Origin of the sequence: Bacillus sp. JJ1127 (assembly GCF_036965845.1) — a bacterium.
In the GTDB taxonomy this organism is placed as follows: Bacteria; Bacillota; Bacilli; order Bacillales; family Bacillaceae_G; genus Bacillus_A.
The window spans coordinates 24,204-43,045 of record NZ_JBALQK010000106.1; the positions used below are offsets into that span (position 1 = coordinate 24,204).

General features: G+C 37.7%; 16 protein-coding genes and 2 pseudogenes. 15 read left to right on the forward strand and 3 right to left on the reverse strand.

Annotation, left to right across the window (positions count from 1 at the left end; genetic code table 11):
• Window positions 1–92: 92 nt before the first annotated feature.
• Together V7183_RS11985 and V7183_RS11990 are read right to left on the reverse strand one after the other, a co-directional pair.
• Window positions 93–1,292: an MFS transporter gene (locus tag V7183_RS11985; protein ID WP_335359656.1), complete on the reverse strand. Its 1,200-nt coding sequence runs from the start codon at window positions 1,290–1,292 to the stop codon at window positions 93–95.
• Between the two features lie 14 nt (window positions 1,293–1,306).
• Entirely contained in the window at window positions 1,307–1,726 is a 420-nt protein-coding gene (locus tag V7183_RS11990; protein ID WP_335359657.1) for a MarR family winged helix-turn-helix transcriptional regulator, read from the reverse strand.
• A 190-nt stretch (window positions 1,727–1,916) separates the two neighbouring features.
• Here V7183_RS11990 and phaZ point away from each other — a divergent pair, with 190 nt between their 5' ends.
• The 4 genes from phaZ to V7183_RS12010 all read left to right on the forward strand — a co-directional run bounded on the left by phaZ (window position 1,917) and on the right by V7183_RS12010 (window position 5,179).
• Window positions 1,917–2,819, forward strand: coding sequence for an intracellular short-chain-length polyhydroxyalkanoate depolymerase (gene phaZ, locus V7183_RS11995; RefSeq protein WP_335359658.1), 903 nt, complete (start codon window positions 1,917–1,919; stop codon window positions 2,817–2,819).
• Between the two features lie 242 nt (window positions 2,820–3,061).
• Window positions 3,062–4,258, forward strand: a complete 1,197-nt coding sequence (locus V7183_RS12000; RefSeq protein WP_335359659.1) for an MFS transporter — start codon at window positions 3,062–3,064, stop codon at window positions 4,256–4,258.
• The gene (locus V7183_RS12005) at window positions 4,242–4,442 is read left to right on the forward strand and encodes an NETI motif-containing protein (RefSeq protein WP_335359660.1); all 201 of its coding nucleotides are present in this window, start codon (window positions 4,242–4,244) and stop codon (window positions 4,440–4,442) included. Before V7183_RS12000 ends, V7183_RS12005 begins: the two co-directional genes overlap by 17 nt.
• Window positions 4,443–4,654: 212 nt before the next feature.
• On the forward strand, window positions 4,655–5,179 hold the full coding sequence (locus V7183_RS12010; RefSeq protein ID WP_335359661.1) for an aminoacyl-tRNA deacylase: 525 nt from the start codon (window positions 4,655–4,657) through the stop codon (window positions 5,177–5,179).
• A gap of 104 nt (window positions 5,180–5,283) precedes the next feature.
• On the opposite strand, the gene V7183_RS12015 is transcribed toward V7183_RS12010, so the two are convergent.
• Complete coding sequence (locus V7183_RS12015; protein WP_335359662.1) at window positions 5,284–5,580, reverse strand: hypothetical protein; 297 nt, start codon at window positions 5,578–5,580, stop codon at window positions 5,284–5,286.
• Between the two features lie 418 nt (window positions 5,581–5,998).
• Between V7183_RS12015 and V7183_RS12020 the strand changes: the two are divergent.
• The 11 genes and pseudogenes from V7183_RS12020 to V7183_RS12070 all read left to right on the forward strand — a co-directional run.
• Window positions 5,999–6,508, forward strand: a pseudogene (locus V7183_RS12020) (DUF7832 domain-containing protein).
• Window positions 6,478–6,609 (forward strand): annotated as a pseudogene (locus V7183_RS12025) (oxidoreductase); the annotation flags it as partial. The pseudogenes V7183_RS12020 and V7183_RS12025, both read left to right, overlap by 31 nt.
• 47 nt (window positions 6,610–6,656) lie before the next feature.
• Entirely contained in the window at window positions 6,657–7,403 is a 747-nt protein-coding gene (locus V7183_RS12030) for a formylglycine-generating enzyme family protein (RefSeq protein ID WP_335359663.1), read from the forward strand.
• 506 nt (window positions 7,404–7,909) lie between these two features.
• Window positions 7,910–8,338, forward strand: a complete 429-nt coding sequence (locus V7183_RS12035) for an SMI1/KNR4 family protein (RefSeq protein WP_335359664.1) — start codon at window positions 7,910–7,912, stop codon at window positions 8,336–8,338.
• Between the two features lie 268 nt (window positions 8,339–8,606).
• Window positions 8,607–12,035, forward strand: a complete 3,429-nt coding sequence (locus tag V7183_RS12040) for a DUF4132 domain-containing protein (protein ID WP_335359665.1) — start codon at window positions 8,607–8,609, stop codon at window positions 12,033–12,035.
• A 15-nt stretch (window positions 12,036–12,050) separates the two neighbouring features.
• Entirely contained in the window at window positions 12,051–13,157 is a 1,107-nt protein-coding gene (locus V7183_RS12045) for an ATP-binding protein (RefSeq protein WP_097899750.1), read from the forward strand.
• The gene (locus V7183_RS12050; RefSeq protein ID WP_335359666.1) at window positions 13,118–15,424 is read left to right on the forward strand and encodes a DUF5682 family protein; all 2,307 of its coding nucleotides are present in this window, start codon (window positions 13,118–13,120) and stop codon (window positions 15,422–15,424) included. The genes V7183_RS12045 and V7183_RS12050 overlap by 40 nt, the downstream gene beginning before the upstream one ends.
• Complete coding sequence (locus V7183_RS12055; RefSeq protein WP_335359667.1) at window positions 15,414–16,520, forward strand: VWA domain-containing protein; 1,107 nt, start codon at window positions 15,414–15,416, stop codon at window positions 16,518–16,520. Before V7183_RS12050 ends, V7183_RS12055 begins: the two co-directional genes overlap by 11 nt.
• Window positions 16,496–18,133, forward strand: coding sequence for an SWIM zinc finger family protein (locus V7183_RS12060; protein ID WP_335359668.1), 1,638 nt, complete (start codon window positions 16,496–16,498; stop codon window positions 18,131–18,133). Before V7183_RS12055 ends, V7183_RS12060 begins: the two co-directional genes overlap by 25 nt.
• On the forward strand, window positions 18,105–18,383 hold the full coding sequence (locus tag V7183_RS12065) for a hypothetical protein (RefSeq protein WP_097899754.1): 279 nt from the start codon (window positions 18,105–18,107) through the stop codon (window positions 18,381–18,383). Before V7183_RS12060 ends, V7183_RS12065 begins: the two co-directional genes overlap by 29 nt.
• A gap of 173 nt (window positions 18,384–18,556) precedes the next feature.
• A partial coding sequence (locus V7183_RS12070) for a DUF2185 domain-containing protein (protein WP_335359669.1) occupies window positions 18,557–18,842 on the forward strand: 286 nt, incomplete at its 3' end.

The following is an 18,842-nucleotide window of genomic DNA, read 5'->3' on the forward strand; positions in this document are numbered from 1 at the left end:
CTCCTTGATATTTCTACAGTAAGTATACGCTCGTTTTCTTAGAAATACAAAATAAGGGAAGTAAACAGAGGAGTTTACTTCCCTTATTAACATTAAGCTGATAATTTTCCATCCGTATCTTGCTTTTTGAATTTTTGCTTTCTACCATGTAAGCCATAATAAATAAGTAATGTAAATGCAACGATAATGGCAGAAATGAAATACATATTATGATAACTTGATTTTGCAGCTACTATACCTAAAATGAAAGAGCCAAAACCAATACCGCTATCAAAGAATGAAAAATAAGTAGCTGTTGCTGAACCACGTCGGTGATTTGGCGCGGAGGAAACAGCAATTGTTTGGAAACTTGGAATGAGTGTTCCGTAGCCTAAGCCGATTAACATGCCTGCACCGAGGAACCAAAATGATGTTTGTGCTTGGCTTAAGACGAACATCCCTACTGTAAAAATAATAATAGCAGGATAAATCAGTACATTTTCACCAAAACGGTCAAATAACTTTCCTGTAAATGGACGAGAAAGAACAACAACGAGTGCATATAAAATAAAGAAGTAACTCGCAGCTTCTCCTAAACCAAGCTCTTTCGCATAAATAGGAATAAAGGATAAAATACCACTATAAGAAAATGCTAAAACAAAGCCTGTAAGAGCAATTGGAATGGAAGAAGGTTCAATTAAATCTTTCCATTTCATCGGTTCACGTTTTTGTTTATTCATTGGTTTTTCATGTGGAATATTTACGAGTAAGCCTAATAAAAATGCTAATAATGAAAATACAGAACAAACCATAAATAAAGCAGTAAATGAAAAATGTGAAATAATCGTCAAACCTAAAAAAGGACCGATTACCATCGGAAGACTCATAAACACACCATAATAGGCAAGTGCTTCACCACGTCGATGCGGTGGTGCGACATCTGTTACAATCGTACCTGTTGCTGTAGTTGCCATTCCAAATCCAATCCCATGAAGGAAGCGAAGAGCAAGTAATAAAAATAAACTCTGTGTACCGAAATACATGATGGTAGCGGCTAAAAATAGCGAAAGAGAAATAAATAATATTTTCTTTCTTCCTAAATCATCAAGCCATTTCCCTGTAAACGGTCGGCATAAAACAGAAGAAATAAGGAAAACTGTTGCAACTAAACCGATTTCTTCTGGTTTTCCTTTCAGACCATCTATTACATAGACGGGTAAAGTGGTCATAAGCATGTAAAATGTTAAAAATAGAAACAGACTACTAAAACAAGTTCCAAGGAAGTCCTTCGTCCAAAGTTTCTCACTTTGCATCGTCATCCCTCCAATTAATCATCTAGATTTTTAATAATAGTTTGTAAAACTTGAAATGCTAGTTGCAAGTCTTCTTCATTAATAGTATGCAACGTTTTTTCTTCGAAAGTGTCAACTTCTTCTTGCCATACTGGAATCATTTCCAATGCTGTTTCTGATAATGAAATTAGCTTTTCGCGGCGGTCTTTTCCTTCAGTTCGAATAATCCAGCCCACTGTTTCCATACGTGTTAATGTCCGAGTCATTGTTGGTGATTCAACGTTTAAATATTGACATAACTCAGTTTGTGTACAAGGTCCAGTTTGATTGATTCGGAAAATGACAGCCCATTGTGCACTAAATAAACCTGTTGGTGATACACGTTCATTAAATTTTTTCGTAAACTTCCGAGAAGTTTGACTGACAATGTGAAAAAAATGCTGTTTTTCGTCCATTTGTTTAATCCTTTCAAATTAGTTACCTAGCTAACTATATACTTTTTTACTAACATTGTCTAGTAATAGACATGTTGTTTTATGTAAAAATTTTGTATAGATTTCATGTTGAGAACGTATATTCTACATGGTATCCTGAATATAGGTTCAGAATTTTCTTTTTATATAAAGCGGATGGAGGGGACGTGTGATGATTCAGCCTGCAACAATGGAATTTGTTTCGTTGTCAAATGGAGAAACGATTGCATACCAAGAAGTTGGAAGGCAAAATAAAGAAATACTTGTACTCATTCACGGAAATATGACATCTTCACAGCACTGGGATTTAGTGATTGAGAAATTACAAGGCGAATATCATATTTATGCCATTGATTTAAGGGGATTCGGGAAATCGACATACCGTAAGCCGATAGATTCATTACAAGATTTTGCTGATGATGTAAAGCTATTTATAGATAAACTACAATTGAAGAAATTTTCATTGATGGGCTGGTCAATGGGTGGTGGCGTTGCGATGGAATTTACAGCTTGTCATACGGAGGTTGTCGAGAAACTCATTTTGGTAGAATCAGTCGGAATGAAAGGATATCCAATCTTTAAAAAAGATATGAATGGTCAGCCTATCGTGTCCACTTTATTAAAAACAAAAGAAGAAATTGCACAAGACCCTGTTCAAATCGCTCCTGTTTTAGATGCAATCAAAAATATGAACAAGTTATATTATCAAACGGTTTGGAACCTATTGATTTATACACATCATAAACCAGATCCAGAGCGCTATGAAAAATATTTAGATGATATGTTAACGCAGCGTAATTTTGTCGACGTAAACTACGCTTTAACTACATTTAATATTTCAGATGAACATAATGGGGTTGTATCAGGAAACAGACATATTCATCGTCTCCAAGTACCAACACTCGTTGTACAAGGAGATCGTGATTATGTTGTCCCGCAGGTAGTAGGGGAAGAATTAGCAAACCATCTCCCGAACGCTAAGTTAGCCATATTGGAGGATTGTGGGCATTCACCATTTATTGATTGCTTAGATGAATTTACGCAGCATGTAACAAATTGGCTGGAAAATAAATAGAGGTTTCCTAATGGGATAAATGTCACATGATAGTATGTATACAATTTTTCTGTACGCAATGTTTGTAAGTACATGATGTAGAAAATCTTATCCCAAAGTATCATATAATGACTTAAAATCGTGATAGAAAAGGAGTTAGAAAGGTGACTTTCTAACTCCTTTTTATAATGGTATTCACACACTCATCCTTGAAAACAGTTTATAATGAAAATTGGTGAGTTTGAAAAGGGAGAGGGAAGAGGATGTCAACACGATTTACATTTTGGATTATGGTTGGAATTGTTGCGATTTCTGGATTGTCACAAGGAATGCTTCTACCTGCTATCGCAATGATTTTTGAGCAAGAAGGGATTCGATCTAGTTTTAACGGTATTCATGCAACGGCGTTATATATTGGGATTTTATTTATTTCGCCATGGCTTGAAAAACCGATGCAACGCTTTGGAATGAAACCGATTATCGTAATCGGTGGCTTTCTCGTTATTATTTCATTATTCTTTTTTACACAAACATTTTCATTTTGGACATGGTTTATCCTCCGCTTTTTAGTTGGCGTAGGGGACCATATGTTACATGTCGGAACACAAACGTGGATTACAACGACAGCTGACCCTAGTAAAATAGGCAGACAAATATCTATATATGGAGTCTTTTTTGGTATTGGTTTTGCAGTAGGCCCATACTTAGCTAGCACTGTCCAATATGGACTTGCAACACCATTTATTATATCTACGATTCTTTGCTTAATCGGATGGATACTATTACTTCCAACTAAAAATGCTTTTCCAGAGCAAGATGAAACAGGGAAAGAAAGTGAATCATCGTTTTCACGTTATAAACAAGTAGTTGTTCTTGCATGGATTGCACTTATTGGACCTTTAGCATACGGTGTGCTAGAAGCAATGCTAAATAGTAACTTACCGGTATATGCACTTCGTAAAGGATGGGCTGTCTCTGATGTATCCTTCTTATTACCTGCATTTGCAATCGGGGGAATTATCACGCAAATTCCGCTTGGTATATTAAGTGATAAATATGGAAGAGACCGCATTTTAATGTGGACATTCAGCATCAGTACAATTATCTTCTTACTTGCTGCAGCGTTTGATCAATATTATTGGATTGTATTTGGCTGTATGCTCCTAGCTGGGATGGTAATCGGTTCATGTTTCTCATTAGGACTTGGTTTTATGACAGATTTATTGCCAAGACACTTACTGCCAGCCGGGAATATATTGTCTGGAATTGCCTTTAGTATAGGAAGTATTATGGGACCTGTATTAGGAGGTATATTTATAGAGAAAATACAGTATACAAGCTTTTTTATAGCGGTTATGATTATAATGGCAATTATTGCACTTTTATACATCACCTATATGAAAAGCCAATTCGCATCAAGAAAAATAGAAAGTAGGTTAGGGCATGACGAAACAACCTAATAAGAAAAAATTTGAAGTACAAGAGAACGAAACCATTACAGATTGTTTAGCGCGTATGGAAAAAGAGGGGTATGCACCTTCACGCCGTATGGAAGAACCAATCTTTCATGAAGTGAAAAAGGATGGGAAAACAGTAGTAGAGCCGTGCGGAAGAAAAATTGTTTTTGAAGGAAAATTGAAATGAGAAGAGAGGTCTTATATGAACTGTATCCTATGAAATGGACAGTTTAATAAAAAGACCATTACGAATTAAGTACTTAAAAGATGGATTCGGTTTGACCGGTGCCATCTTTTTTAGTATCCAATGTACATTAATTGGACCATTTCGCTTAATAGTTCTCTCTGTAAACATTTCCACAATTTTCTATGTTAAAATCAAGGTTGGAGGTATTTCATATGGAAGAATTGCAAGGGATTTTGGAGAAAAGTAAATATACATATGAAATAATTCAACACGAAAAACCAATACTTTCAAGACAAGATGGCTCGGAATATTTTGGGATTGAAGTTGGGCAAACAGCTCCGACGATGATATTAAAAAGTGATAAAGGTTTTTTTGTTTTAATTGCATCTGGAAGTCGTAACAAAGTTAGTTTTGAGAAAATAGCTGATATTTTAGGTTGTAGTAAAGTGAAATTAGCATCTCCAGAGGAAGTTCAGAAAGTTACAGGATTTCAGGTAGGAAGTGTACGTATGGTAGGTCTTGATTTACCTTGTGTGATAGACAACCGACTTTTCCATTATGATTATATTTATGGGGGTACTGGTCAATCAACATTTACTTTAAAAATTGAACCACAAGCCNNCAAACTTTTTTATAAAAATGAAACTGATGAACTTTTTTTATTAAAAGCCAAGATACTACTTAAAACCCTTAACAACATTATGTTTTTGTTTAATGTCGGACATTGTAAGGGATAAATTATAGAGGATAGATGAGCAGTATAAAATATGCTCTATCTATCCTTTTTTGTACTATAAATGGCCTCAGTTACTACAACAATATTTTTAGCACCTTATTAAACTTAATTTTTTGGGGATTTTTCAAAATAGAAACCTGTCCCATTTGCTTGTGGAACAAACCCTTCTTGAGCTGAACTATTTTCCACCATATCTTGCTCTTCTGCTGTTATAACAGTGGTAACATCTTTCCCTTCTGCTACTGTACTTTCTCTTTGAACTTGTTCCTCTTTAGTAACAAGTTTGTATTGATCTCCATTAGTCTGTGCAACTACCTTTGTACTTTGAAAGTCTTTTGCAAATCCGATTGATAATGCTAAAGCACCTGAAAAAATAATAGATAATACTAATTTTCTTTTCATAAATAAACCTCCTAATATTTTTGGTAAATTGATCCATTTCATTATTGTAAATATAATACCATAAATAACTTGGTTAATCTTGTTCAGCTAAACTGCCCGCTAGTTTAGTAAGAAATAGGGGATATTCAAACTTATCATTTTTATATTTTTTATTAAGTTTAGTAATTTCAATGAATATACTTCAACTATACTAGGGTACAGATATTTTTGAAGGAGAAACCTTTATTAATATGATACGAATAACAGTTGTTGTTGGAATTGCAAACAAGCCTGTTTATTAGGATATTAATTTGTTAGAATATTATCGTGTTAAAGATAGAATTTCATATTGTTAATTATTTATTTATTCAGTGAATAGAAACAATATTGCGGGAGAAAAGATAGTTATTTAGTAGATACTACATTGGATGCAAAATAAATGGGATATGAAAAGGAGTTGAACACCGTGATTTATGATAAAGCAAAGTACCATTATAATGGCGATTTTCCAGAGGATTTGCCAATTGAACAAGCGTATGTACATACTGGTATGTTTCTTGGGTGGATAATTGAAAATAATTTATATAGTAAAGCATTTGAAGAAAAGTCTCAAGATGACATTAATAAGTTTAAGCTTAGACAAATCACTGGTACGCAAATCTATATGAAGTGGGGAGGGGTGTTTGCAGACGATATGTTAAATGATGAGGGCAATCAATTTGCAATGTATTACTTTAATAATGATAATGGTTGGGAATAACTAAATGATTATAGGGATGTTTTTATATTTGAGGGCGAAACACTTTATCATGTACAAGATACTTGGGAAAACTATTTTGAATTAAAAATAGAGGTTGATTATAGCTATTTGAATTGGAAAACAACATACAGAAACGGTAATTCATTGAAAAAATTACTTATGAAGCAGAAACTTACGGTGTTAATGTGAGTGTATTGTGTCCAACTTTTGTAGATACACCTATCTTTCGAAAATCCGTAGCAATTCATATTGACAAAGGTGTCATTATGAAACAATTAAAAATAAATAAGCTATGAAAGAAGTGTCTAAAATATTAATTCAAGACTAGGAGAGGACAATGTTAGCCAACTTAAATGACTACTTAAAAGATTTAATGGTGTATATTCCTGAAGGAGAAATTCGCCTACGAGATTTTCGAAACGAACAAAAATGGATTAGTTCAAACTATAAATTTGGAATGCCGGGTATTAGGAAAAATTTAAAGGAAGTTGTTTGGAATGTTGAGATAAAGCCATTTTATCTTGCTAAATATACGGTGACAGAAGAGCTGTATGCGATTATTATGGGGAAGAAATTTTTAACAATGACTGAGGTTCAAAAACCAGTTGTTAATGTTTCGTGGATAGATGCAGTGAATTTTTGTAATTTACTGTCTGATGCGCTTGGTTATGACAAGTTTTATGATTTTGATAATGAAAGTAAAGCAGTTGTTTGTAATTATAGTACTAATGGTTTTCGTTTACCAACAGATGCTGAATGGCAATATGCATGTAAGGCAAAATCAAAAGGATATCGGTATGGTGAAATTGATGAAATTGCTTGGTATAAAGATAATTCTAACGAACAAGTGCACGAAGTTGGTGAGAAAAAGCCTAATGAATGGGGCTTGTATGATATGGTTGGGAATGTTTGGGAGTGGTGCTGGGACTTATACGACGCAGAGACCTTCGGTACTTACAGAATAATTCGCGGAGGAAGTTGGGCAGAAGAAGAACGTGGATGTGGAGCTACTTGTCGCCGCAAGAGTATGCCTGATTTTTATATAGATGATATCGGATTTAGAATTGCTAGATCAATTATGTGATAATTATAAAATTATGAGTTGATATAATAAATGAAAGAAATACAATATATGAGGTACGTGAATATACAAAAGGCATGAATGAGCAAAGTGATGAAGTTGCAATATATTGGTATTTAAGATTTTAATGCTTTCTTTTTAGTATAAAAGAAGCGCGGCTATATTACGCGAAAAAGAGTGCCTTCAAAAGATGTGAAGGTACTCTTTTTCGTGTAATCAATATTATGAGTAGTTGTCGTGTTAAACTGAAATTTAGATACAAGTAGTACTAGTTATTAATTCGTGCGCAGCTCCTTCAATTCAATATAGATTCTTCTTTCGCCTAAAAATGAATAAATGTTATTTTAACTGGTTGATGTATTTTAAACGCCTCATTAAATAATTTATTTGACGATGTTCTGCCGATGGAACTATGCTTAGCAACAAATGATTTGTGATTTTAGGTAGAAAAATGATGAGATTAAGGAGCTTGAGACTTTATTTGCAGGAAGTATTAGGAGGAACTTAAAGTGAATATTCTACCAAATAAATTAGACCAAGTTCTTAGAGAAGATATTTATAAACGTGAAGATAAGGGAAAAGTGAAAGAGGCCTTAACTAACCTAGGTATTGAAGTATCTGATACATTCAGTGAATTTTATCATCGATATGCCGGGCCTTTTTGGGAAGGGCATGTTCCCTATGAGTTGCTAGATATTATAGATGAAGAGAACAATATTGAATCAAACACAATTGTCGCTCGAAATGAGCATGGATTTCCGAAAAAACATCTAGTTTTGAGTGAGATGTCAGCAAATGCTGTATTAGTGCTTGATAGTATAACGGATAAGGTTTACTCGGTTCATTTTGAAGGTGGAGATGAGCTGCTTTTAAATGGAACGTTAAAGGAAACTTGGTCATCGTTTTATGTGTTTTTAAAAGAATATTTTAACTGTTAAAAGAGTGATTTTACTTCTGAAGCTAAACGAAACAGATAAGTTTTTTTAAGAAATATCAATCTCTAAACCATATCTTCAATGATTGTTTCAAAATAAATATAAAGTTTTTATGAAACGTATGTTCGTATATAAATTGATATGATATACTAATAATGTAAATATATTCCGTATTCTTGTATCTGAAATTTCAGATATGTGGGAGAATTGGTATTATTATATGTATATGATCCAACGATGAGTTTATAAAAGAACTAGGGAGGCGTAGAAGATGGCAGTCGGTACATATCAGTTGTTTCAACACCTTAATATGACAGGGACACAAGAGGAATTAGCAATGCGTTACTTGCAGACGAGAGATGAAGAAGTTTTAAAACTTATAGAACAAACGACCATTCGCGAAAATAAGCGAAGTGATTTTGCTTGGCGGTTCATGAATGATTTTAGGAAGACGTATAAGCAAGATCCAGTTTTTTTTCGGTTATTTTATCATTTACTTGAGGATCAACTGTTGAATGTTCTTCTCGTACGTTTTACACATGTGAGTTTTCTAGACATGAAGGTTTATTTTGAAAAAAGTGGCCTTTCATTTGATAGGCTTGTAACATCCGCTTGTAAGTATTTAACGAATCTTTCGCGTTCTGTAAATGAAGCGGATGTTTTTCTTAGACAATTAATTCAGGAAGATCCGAAGTATATAGAAGAACAGCTGCAAGTACTGACAGGTCAACAAAAGCTGCTTTTGCTTCTAGTTATGTTAGATGCAGATTATGAGAGATTTCTTCCTTATCGTTCTTTGTTAGAAGAAGAATTGCAAACACATGCGGTGTTTATATTGAAGCTAAGCGGAGCAGAAGAGAAGATTGAAGCAGCTCAAAGGTACGTTCGAGGCGAATCGGTTAGTAAGGTGTTTGCCGGGGCATCTTTACCTGACTTTACTTGGCAGCAAATCTTTCGTATATATCCGCATTCAGATGTTGCAAGAAGATATATGGAATTGTTAGTGAAAAGCTCTGTTAAAAAATTTATGAATTATGCGATTTCACATGTCAGCCATACTCTTGAACGGTCTGGAAATTACAGGAAAACAAAGGGTTTTGATACACAAGTGTATGAAACAACCAGAAATTTGTGCGAGCAATTCGGTATTTCGGAAGAAAGATTTTTGGCATATCGCCTAACGCAGCATCATTTAGACTTTATTGATTTTGATCGAATATACGAATACAAATTATTGCTACGTATGGTGGAAGAGCAACCGGAATTTGTTAAGCGTACGTTGCAATATTTGAGTCAAAGTCATTACCTTTTTGTATCGCTGCTTTTGGCGGAAAAAGGATACGAGTTAAATAGAAACAAAGTACGTGAAGATTTTTTAAACGTTGTTCTGCAAACAAAGTCATCTGAAATACGTGGTACATATCGTAACTATTTATTAGGAAATTTATCATTTGAAGATATGAAACAAGTGCTTGAAAGTTCAAAGTATAGAAATAATTACTGGAGAATGTCTGTTTTAGAAGTTGCACTTCTTTGGGATATAGAGGAAGCGGCAAAGAGAGAAGCGACTCTTACACTTCAACTCGGGAAAACTTATAACTATAGTTTATATGAACTTCTGCAGCGGTATGCTGATATGAAAAACTCACCGGAACAAATATTGGAGGATCTTCTTTCTTATGGTTTATCGAAAGAGAAGCTCATTACCTATTCTGTTGAACAAGCTTCCGAGCGTAATGAAAAAGGAAGTAGAGCAAGAGAAGTGCTCATTCGTTTGTTTGTAAAAGAACGGACATATGTGACAGAGAAATTTCCTGAGTATTCTGTAGATGAAAGGATTTTTATTTTGGATGAGTTGGCAAAGGATAACGTAGCTCAGACGCGTGATCTTCTCATTCAAAGCCTTGGAGATTCCTCTAAAAGGGTACGTACTGCCGCAGTTGAACTTCTTACAAAAGATGCGGAAGCTGCAGAGGATGTGGCAAAGGAATTGAGTAATAGAAAGAAAGTTGTGCGCGAAAATGTGATGCAAACACTTTTATACTATAAATCTGAAAAATATACACAGCTTGTGCAAGAAGCTTTGCAAGAAAAGAAAAACGCTTCCTTGATGGAGAAGTTTGCTCCGCTGCTTGGCGACGGGAACTTAGAAGGAGCATCAGGAAGTATAGAAGCTCTTTGCACGCGTATTTTAACACCACAAAAAAGGAATGCACTTGTGCAGTGGCTCGGATTTGAACCGCAAATTCGTCTTCGCGATTCCGATACAATTGCAGATGCAATGATTCCTCTTGCATATTTTCAGCAGTATGTATCAGATTCTGTAATTGAGAAAAAAGAAGCGGCGGAAGCAATAGGCGCCGCTCTTAACGAACAAGATATGAAGGAAAATATACAAGCGATATATCAGCTATGGATTTCTCAAGGAGCGGAATCGAAGAAACGCGGTATTCTTTCGTTGTATGGCATTTACAGTGATGATGAAATGGCGATGCAGCTCAAAAAGCAAATTGATGAGTGGGCACTTGGCATGCGCGGAGCTATTGCTGCTGCGGCTGTTCAGGCGTTGGCGTTGTCCTCATCACATCTTGGACTTATGTCTATTCATTCGATGGCATTTAAGTATAAACATAAGCAAGTGCGTAATGCTGCGAAAGAAGCGCTGAGTCTCGCTGCTAAAACGCGTGGTATAACAGAAGAAGAATTAGAAGATCAGCTTGTCCCAGACCTTGGTTTTCATAAACGCGGTGAAAAGACAATTGATTACGGAAGCAGGACGTTTACTGCCTATTTAACTCCTAACTTGAAAATTGAGTTAAAGACGGAAGAAGGAAAACGAATTAAGTCGCTTCCGAAACCAAATGCAAAAGATGATGCGGAAAAAGCAGAAGAGGCTAAGGCGGAGTTAACCTCTATAAAGAAGCAGCTCCGAAGTATGATTACGATGCAAACGCAGCGTCTTGAAACAGCGCTTTCTCTGAATCGCTATTGGTCACAAAATATATGGAAGTCTCTGTTTGTGGAAAATCCAATTATGCAGCAATTTGCTATCTCACTTATTTGGGGTGAGTATAAGGAAGGAAAGTTGCTTGCGATGTTCCGCTATATGGAGGATGGCACGTTCAATACGATTGAAGAAGAAGAGCATGAACTTACGCCAGATACCGTTATTGGCTTAATTCATCCGCTAGAATTGTCTGAAGAGGAACGGGAGTTATGGAAGGAACAGCTAGATGATTATGAGGTTACTCAGCCATTTCCGCAAATTGACCGTGAAGTATTTCAGGTGGAGGAAGATGAGGAAGTTACTGTAGAAAGATTTGCTGGTATTCAAATCAATGGTCGTTCGCTGTTTGGTAAGATGACGAAGTACGGCTGGAGCCGTGGCTCGGTTCAAGATGCTGGTGTGTATTATACATTCTATAAGGAAGATACTCGCACAGGATTAGGTGCGGAGCTTGCGTTTGAAGGTGCACCGGTCGGATATGAAGGTGAGGAAGATGTGTGCGTATTTGAAATTCAATTTTATAAAGCAGGCACAGTGAGCCGCGGTTCATATGACTACGATGAAATTGATCATGAGAAACGCGTTTTACCAAAACAAGTATCGGAACGCTTTTTCAGTGAAATTTTATATGATATAAAACGGGCAACAGAATCGAACCTTGGCCGTGATGAAAACTGGCGCAGCAAGCGATAAGAAAGGAAATGACATATGCAGTCTATTAAACCATTAATGGAAGAATTATATGAAATAGAATTGAATGCTTTAGAAGCGAATGATTCGTTTCCAAAACCACCTAACTGGCGATTGTCACCGCGTGCTGTTCGTACGTTTATTACTGGACAAGAAGAACCGCTTCTTTGGGAAGGAAGAGAAGTAGAAATTAGTCGTAAGTTTTATGGTAATGATGCACTTGTGGAACGAGCGATTGTCACATTAGCAGGAAACCGCGGACTTATGCTAATCGGCGAGCCGGGAACAGCAAAAACGATGCTAAGCGAGCTGCTTTCTGCTGCGATATGCAGAAATAGCCGCAACACTGTGCAAGGAACAGCCGCTACGATGGAAGATACAATTAAGTACTCGTGGAACTATGCGCTTCTTCTTGCGAAAGGACCTGTAAGAGAGGCACTTGTGCCAGGGCCACTTTTCATTGGGATGGAACAAGGAATATTAACTAGATTTGAAGAGTTGACGCGCTGCCCGCAGGAAGTGCAGGATTCGTTAATTAGCGTTTTGAGCGACAAAGTGCTGAATATTCCAGAGTTTGGGGAGCAAGGAATTCTTACGGCAAAGCCTGGGTTCAATATTATTGCGACGGCTAACACGCGCGATCGCGGTGTGAATGAAATGAGTAGTGCATTGAAGCGTCGTTTTAATTTTGAAACGGTGCATCCGATTAAGGATGTAAAGCTTGAAACAAAAATAATAGAGTCACAAGTAACGCGCTTATTAGGAGCATCAGGCATCACACCAGAAGTGGATGAGACGGTTGTTCAGCTGTTGGCGACTGTTTTTCATGAACTTAGGGAAGGTGTAACCGCTGAAGGAAAACGAATTGATCAGCCGTCTTCTGTTATGAGTACTGCAGAAGCAGTATCTGTCTATTATCAAAGTGCAATGGATGCGTACTATTATGGAAGCGGACAAGTGAAAATGGATGCGCTTGTTCGGTATTTATCGGGGACGATTGCGAAAGAAAACAAGGATGATTTAGAAAAGCTGCGCAGTTACTTTACAAGCATCGTCAGGGCGCGAGGTCAAGTAGGAGGAGAGGTATGGAAGTCGTTTTTCGAAGCTCGCAATCAGCTGAAGTAAATGCACTGTTTCAAAGGGCTTACAATTTAAGTAACAATGTCGTATACGTGCCGATTCGCCATCATAGCCCTGCGTGTTCTTTTCATGTACAAAAGATAGTTGAATTATATAAACCGGATGCGCTTCTTATAGAAGGACCGATAGATTGTAATACTCTCATTCCACATATCGTGAGCACAGAGAGTGAGGCTCCGATTTGTATATATTGTAGTTATGATGATAAAACGGATCTGCTTGAAAGAGAAGAGAGTGGAAAGTACCGAGCGTACTATCCCTTTCTCGACTATTCACCGGAACTTGTCGCGCTGCGGGAAGGAGCTGCGTGCAATATTCCCGTTTCATTTATTGATCTTCCTTATAAAGAATATTTGTTTGTAACGAAAAACGAGGAAGAGCGCGAAAAGCATGACGAACAATACTTTCGGCATAGTCAATATGTTCGCATGCTTTCAGAAAAAACGGGGTGCCGAAGCTTTCATGAATTTTGGGAGAAATACTTTGAATTCCAAGGCTTTCATATGACAAGCGAGGAGTTTGTCCGTCAGCTCTTTCATTATTGTTATTATACGCGTGCGGACTATACACAGGAGATGTTGATAGAAGACGGATGCGAAGCCAGGGAGATACACATGGCAAAGGAAATTGAAAAAGCGCGTAAAGTGTATGATAAGGTGCTCGTTATTACTGGGGGCTTTCATGTGAAAGGGCTTCTTGAATTGGAAGGGAAAAAGAAAAAACTGTCCAAAAGCCCATTGTCTAAAGCGTATGCAAAAAACTATCTTATGCCATATTCCTTTATGGAAAGTGATCAGACACGTGGTTATGAGAGTGGTATGCCTGCACCTGCCTTTTATCAATATGTTTGGGAGAATAGGGACGAAGCGGCAGCTGAGCAATTTATGATACGGGTTGCTAGACAGTTAAAGGCAGAAGGGATATCAATAGCCGATGAGATTGAGGCTGCGCGAATGATACGTGAACTTGCGCTACTTCGGGGGAAGATGCAGCCTGGATTGTATGAGCTGATGGATGCAGTGCGTAGTGCATTTGTGAAAGGTGAGATATCTGCAGCAAATAAGCCTATGACACTGCTTCAGAAGAGTTTGCAAGGGACGAAACGAGGCAAATTGTCAAAAGAAGCGGATGTGCCGCCGCTCGTGCATGATTTTCGTGCTTCTGTTCGTTCGTTTCGTCTTCCGGCGCGTTCTACTGTACCACATGAGACGATTCTTGACATATACAAGAACGAACGACACCAGCGTTTAAGTCAATTTTTTCATTGCCTCGCTTTTTTAGAAGTCCCGTTTTGCGAGAAGCTGCGCGGCCCAAATCTTACTAGAAAGCAGAACATCAATCTTATGCGAGAAACTTGGAAATATCGTTTCTCAGCGCAGGTGGAAAGTGCTCTCATTGATTTATCTGTGTATGGCGGAACGGTGAGAGAAGCCGCGCAAGAAGTGCTGCGAGCAAAGCTGTATAAGGCGAAAGGGCGTGCTGGAGAGGTGGCTCTTTTGTTGATGGAAGCCTACTTAAGCGGGTTGTTTTCCGAATTTACTATGTACACCCAATTTATAGAGGAAGCAATACAAGAGGATGGGGACTTTACGTCTATGGCAGATTGCGCCTACTATTTATCACAAATAGAAAAAGCAAATCAGCAAGCTGATAGTGCACGAAACAAAGCGCTTTCGCTATTCTCTGTTTTAGATGGTGGCGAACCAGGAATTATTGTGGAAAAGCTTATCGATTTGTATATGCTGCAACCTGCAGATCAGCAATTTATTGAAGCGCTGGAGCTTTATTTGCAAAAAGAGAAACGGGAAAGTCAGGTAGAAGGAGCAGTATTTGGGTTGTTAACTTCCTTAGCAAAGAGGACGGTTGATGAGGTAATGCAAGTGGCAGAAGGATACTTTTATGGAAGTGGCGATATGCAAAAGCAAGCTCCGATATTTTTGAATGGATTATTTGCTGGCGCAAAAGATATCTTCTTATATAACAAATCGCTGCTTGGCGGAATGTCTCATGTCCTAGAAGAACTTGATGAAGAGACATTTTTGCAAGTGTTGCCGCATTTGCGCCTCTTGTTCAGTCAATTTACACCGCTTGAGGTTGATACGATTGCTAGACAAATTGCTCGGTTATATGACACAACAGAAGAAACAATAAAAGAAGAAGGAATTTCGGAAGATGTGCTGACGTATGCAATGCAGTTAGATCGGAAGGCACGGGAGATTTTGATTAGACGGGGGCTAGAAGATGGAGAATAGGATTTCTTTAAATCGATGGCGTCTTGTTCTCGGAAAGCATGCGGATGACCAAATCACATTTCAGGAAGAAGGCCCTGCATATAGGGAAATGGATGAGGTGCTGGAGTTTTTGTACGAACGGGAACGTGGAGAGGAACGCGGTGGATCCCTAGATCCCTCACAGCTAACAGTGCCGACTTGGATTTCGAAAGTGCGAGAGTTATTTCCGAAAGAAACCATTGAAATTATGGAAAACCATGCGCTAGAAAAGTATGAATTAACAGCACTATTGCAAGATAAGCAAACGCTTCAAAAAATGGAACCGAATATGAATTTACTAAAATGTATTTTACAATTTAAAGATTATATGAATCCAGATGTATTGGACACAGCTAAGCGTATTGTAGCGAAAGTGGCTGAGGAATTGCGTCGTAATTTAGAGCAGGAAGTGAAGCACGCTTTAAGCGGTAGACCGGATCGAAATCGTTCTAGCCGCGTTCGTACAATGCGAAACTTTGATTTTAAGAAAACGATTCGAAAGAACTTGAAGCACTTTGATAAGGAAACGAACACTATACTTATTGAAAAACCGTACTTTTATGCTGCGACGAAGCACGTTAGTCCATGGCGTGTAATCCTCGCAGTAGACGAGAGTGGGAGTATGATTGATTCTGTTATTCATAGTGCGGTTATGGCTGGTATTTTTGCAAGCTTACCGACGATTAAGACAGATTTGTTCATCTTTGATACATCCGTTGTTGATTTAACAGATCGTATTGACGATCCGGTGGAAACGCTTATGAGTGTACAGCTTGGGGGAGGAACATATATTGCTCAGGCGCTACGCTATGCAACAAATAAAATAGAGATGCCGCACAAAACAATTTTCGTGCTTGTAACGGATTTATATGAAGGCGGTAGTTACGCTGAAATGTACCGAGAAGCGATGAAAATTGTAGAATCAGGGGCAAAGCTGATTGTACTTACTTCCCTTGATCCGACTGCACAGCCTTTTTATGATAAACAGGCAGCAAAAAAAATGGCGGCGCTCGGTGCTCATGTAGCGGCGCTAACACCAGGGAGGTTGGCACAGTGGATCGCAACAATCATTTCTTAAATGTTCTTTCCTCTATTGATGAAACATATTTGATCGCGATGTCCAATAAAGGAACATACAAGAGAGCGATCAAGGATTTGGCTGCCGTATCAAATGTCAAAGTGAATGTAGAAGAGAGTGCAGCGCAAATACAGTTTGATGACGGAATTACTGTAACGCTTACAGATGATATACGTAGTTACTCATGTACTTGTGAAGCCCGCTCGATTTGTAAGCATGTCATTATGGCACTGTTGGAAGCTAAGAAGATGTATCAAGGAGAAGAGAAAACGAAGGTTGATTTCTCTGCTCTTTTGAATGTCGACGTTCGCAGCATTATCTCCGAAAAGATGTGGGCTGAAATGATGTTCCGTGAAACATTTCAGCCGAAAGTCGTTTTAGAAGAAGAGGCAGCTTTAATTGCGACCTTCCCAGAAGAGAATATAATCGTTCGCTTTCTAACAGCTGAATCGGTAGCGGATGCGATCTGTACATGTAAAGCAGAGGGGATATGCCGTCATAAGGCGGAAGCGGTATATTGGTATCAAAAAGAAAAAGGACTCTCGCATGAAACGAAACAGATGAGTTCCCTTATCATTGCGCCGGAAAAGCTATCTGTTTTCAAAGAGATGATTGAGCGAGTTGTTCATTTTGGATTAACGCGGCTTACTGAAAATACAATCTATGAAATAGAACAACTTTCTGTAAAGGCTCGTTCTTTGAAACTAGCAAAGTTAGAGAATTTATTTCGTAAGCTCGGGGCGGATATTGGGCTATATCGAATGAAACATGCCTCTTTTCAAATGGCATTCTATCGGCAAACACTGTCCGCGATTTATGAACATATTTTGTTGTTAGAGCGCCACCATCTGCAAGAGAGTCCGTTTCGTTCGGAATATTATGAAGTTCCACCACTTACTTTGCATGCTTTTGGTGCATCCGGCTGGCAAACGAAGTCTGGTTATGTTGGTGTGACATATTATTTCTATAATCGAGAACAGGAAAAGTGGATAACATACACGCAGTCGCGTCCGATGTTCTATGAAGGAAGCAGCACAACCCCTGAAGAACTCCATGAAAGGCAAGTTCCGTGGGGGATTGCAGGGAAAGGATACGAACTGTCTCGTTCATCTTTCCAGTTGAAACAGGCAAAACTTAATGCCGATTTTCAATTGTCATCTAGCTCACAGACAATAGGGGAATTGGAAGGGAAAACAAATGTGGCAGAGTGGAAATCTCTCTTTTTAACTTCATGGGAAGAACTATTAAAAACAGTAAAAGAGCAGAGGTTAGAGACAAATAAGCAAGGAGTCTTTTGCATAGAAGTTGCAAAAATAGGAGAATGGAAGTTTCAGCAGCAAGAACAAAAATGGATCATACCTCTTATCGATAAGGCTGGTAAAACATTGCAAATGCAAATGATGAAACGACCAGAAAATGAGCGGATGATTCGACTTGTAAAAATAAATATAGATTCGTTGCATGTAAAGCGAATGCTGGTCCATTCTTATCAGGAAGGGGCAAAGCTCGTTGTTACACCTGTCATTTTATATACAGAAGCAGGAGAGATTATAAATATTACACTCAATGAAGGAGAAACGTTCTATGATCGAGTTAATGCGCATAATCGATGAATTGGAACAAGTTCTAGATGAGATGCTTGTCTCGGGAGCAGGGACCGTACCTCTTTCTTTTTTTCATGATATAAAGCGGGAATGCGAAAAGTACGGTCTTTCTTATGCTGCTGCGCAGCTGCTTGTCATAGAGGAAGAACGAAACAAGGACCGCTTTCTTCATAAAGAAGAAACAAGTAGGCTGACAGAAGCGTTTTGTAAGTTACAGGAATATATTCAAGTTGTAAAGGCTGAAATGCTGCATTTATGATTCAGCCGAGAACATTCGTGATTTCAATCATAAGATGAATCGGCTTCGGACAAGATGTGTCTTTTGGCACGTCTTGTCCGAAATATACAAAATGTATAATTAGAAAAAAACGGGTATTGGGTACAAATATTTATTTAAATACGCTAGCAATTACGATATTAAGGAGTTTGAAAATGAAAATAAATAATAGTGAGTATGGTGGTTTTGTTGTTTCAAAAAATATTCTTGCTGGAAAACCAGTTAGATATTCATTTAGAGAAGAAAGTTCTATCCCGAATTTAAATGGCTGGAATTTGTATGCTATAGATGATACTGATGAATATGTGAATCATGCGGGAAATTTTATCATTTTAAACGCGGAATCTATTTTTAAAATTGCTCCTGTAATGTTTGAGATTTTTGAAGCGCCTTATGGAACGGATCTATGCTGGCTGTATGAAGAAGGAGTTCATATAGGGT

Excerpts from the sequence above, each read along its gene's own strand:
- V7183_RS11985 (WP_335359656.1), bottom strand. The coding sequence starts at position 1,292 with ATGCAAAGTGAGAAACTTTGGACGAAGGACTTCCTTGGAACTTGTTTT.
- V7183_RS11990 (WP_335359657.1), bottom strand. The coding sequence starts at position 1,726 with ATGGACGAAAAACAGCATTTTTTTCACATTGTCAGTCAAACTTCTCGG.
- phaZ (WP_335359658.1), top strand. The coding sequence starts at position 1,917 with ATGATTCAGCCTGCAACAATGGAATTTGTTTCGTTGTCAAATGGAGAA.
- V7183_RS12000 (WP_335359659.1), top strand. The coding sequence starts at position 3,062 with ATGTCAACACGATTTACATTTTGGATTATGGTTGGAATTGTTGCGATT.
- V7183_RS12005 (WP_335359660.1), top strand. The coding sequence starts at position 4,242 with ATGACGAAACAACCTAATAAGAAAAAATTTGAAGTACAAGAGAACGAA.
- V7183_RS12015 (WP_335359662.1), bottom strand. The coding sequence starts at position 5,580 with ATGAAAAGAAAATTAGTATTATCTATTATTTTTTCAGGTGCTTTAGCA.
- V7183_RS12030 (WP_335359663.1), top strand. The coding sequence starts at position 6,657 with ATGTTAGCCAACTTAAATGACTACTTAAAAGATTTAATGGTGTATATT.
- V7183_RS12040 (WP_335359665.1), top strand. The coding sequence starts at position 8,607 with ATGGCAGTCGGTACATATCAGTTGTTTCAACACCTTAATATGACAGGG.
- V7183_RS12045 (WP_097899750.1), top strand. The coding sequence starts at position 12,051 with ATGCAGTCTATTAAACCATTAATGGAAGAATTATATGAAATAGAATTG.
- V7183_RS12050 (WP_335359666.1), top strand. The coding sequence starts at position 13,118 with ATGGAAGTCGTTTTTCGAAGCTCGCAATCAGCTGAAGTAAATGCACTG.
- V7183_RS12055 (WP_335359667.1), top strand. The coding sequence starts at position 15,414 with ATGGAGAATAGGATTTCTTTAAATCGATGGCGTCTTGTTCTCGGAAAG.
- V7183_RS12065 (WP_097899754.1), top strand. The coding sequence starts at position 18,105 with ATGATCGAGTTAATGCGCATAATCGATGAATTGGAACAAGTTCTAGAT.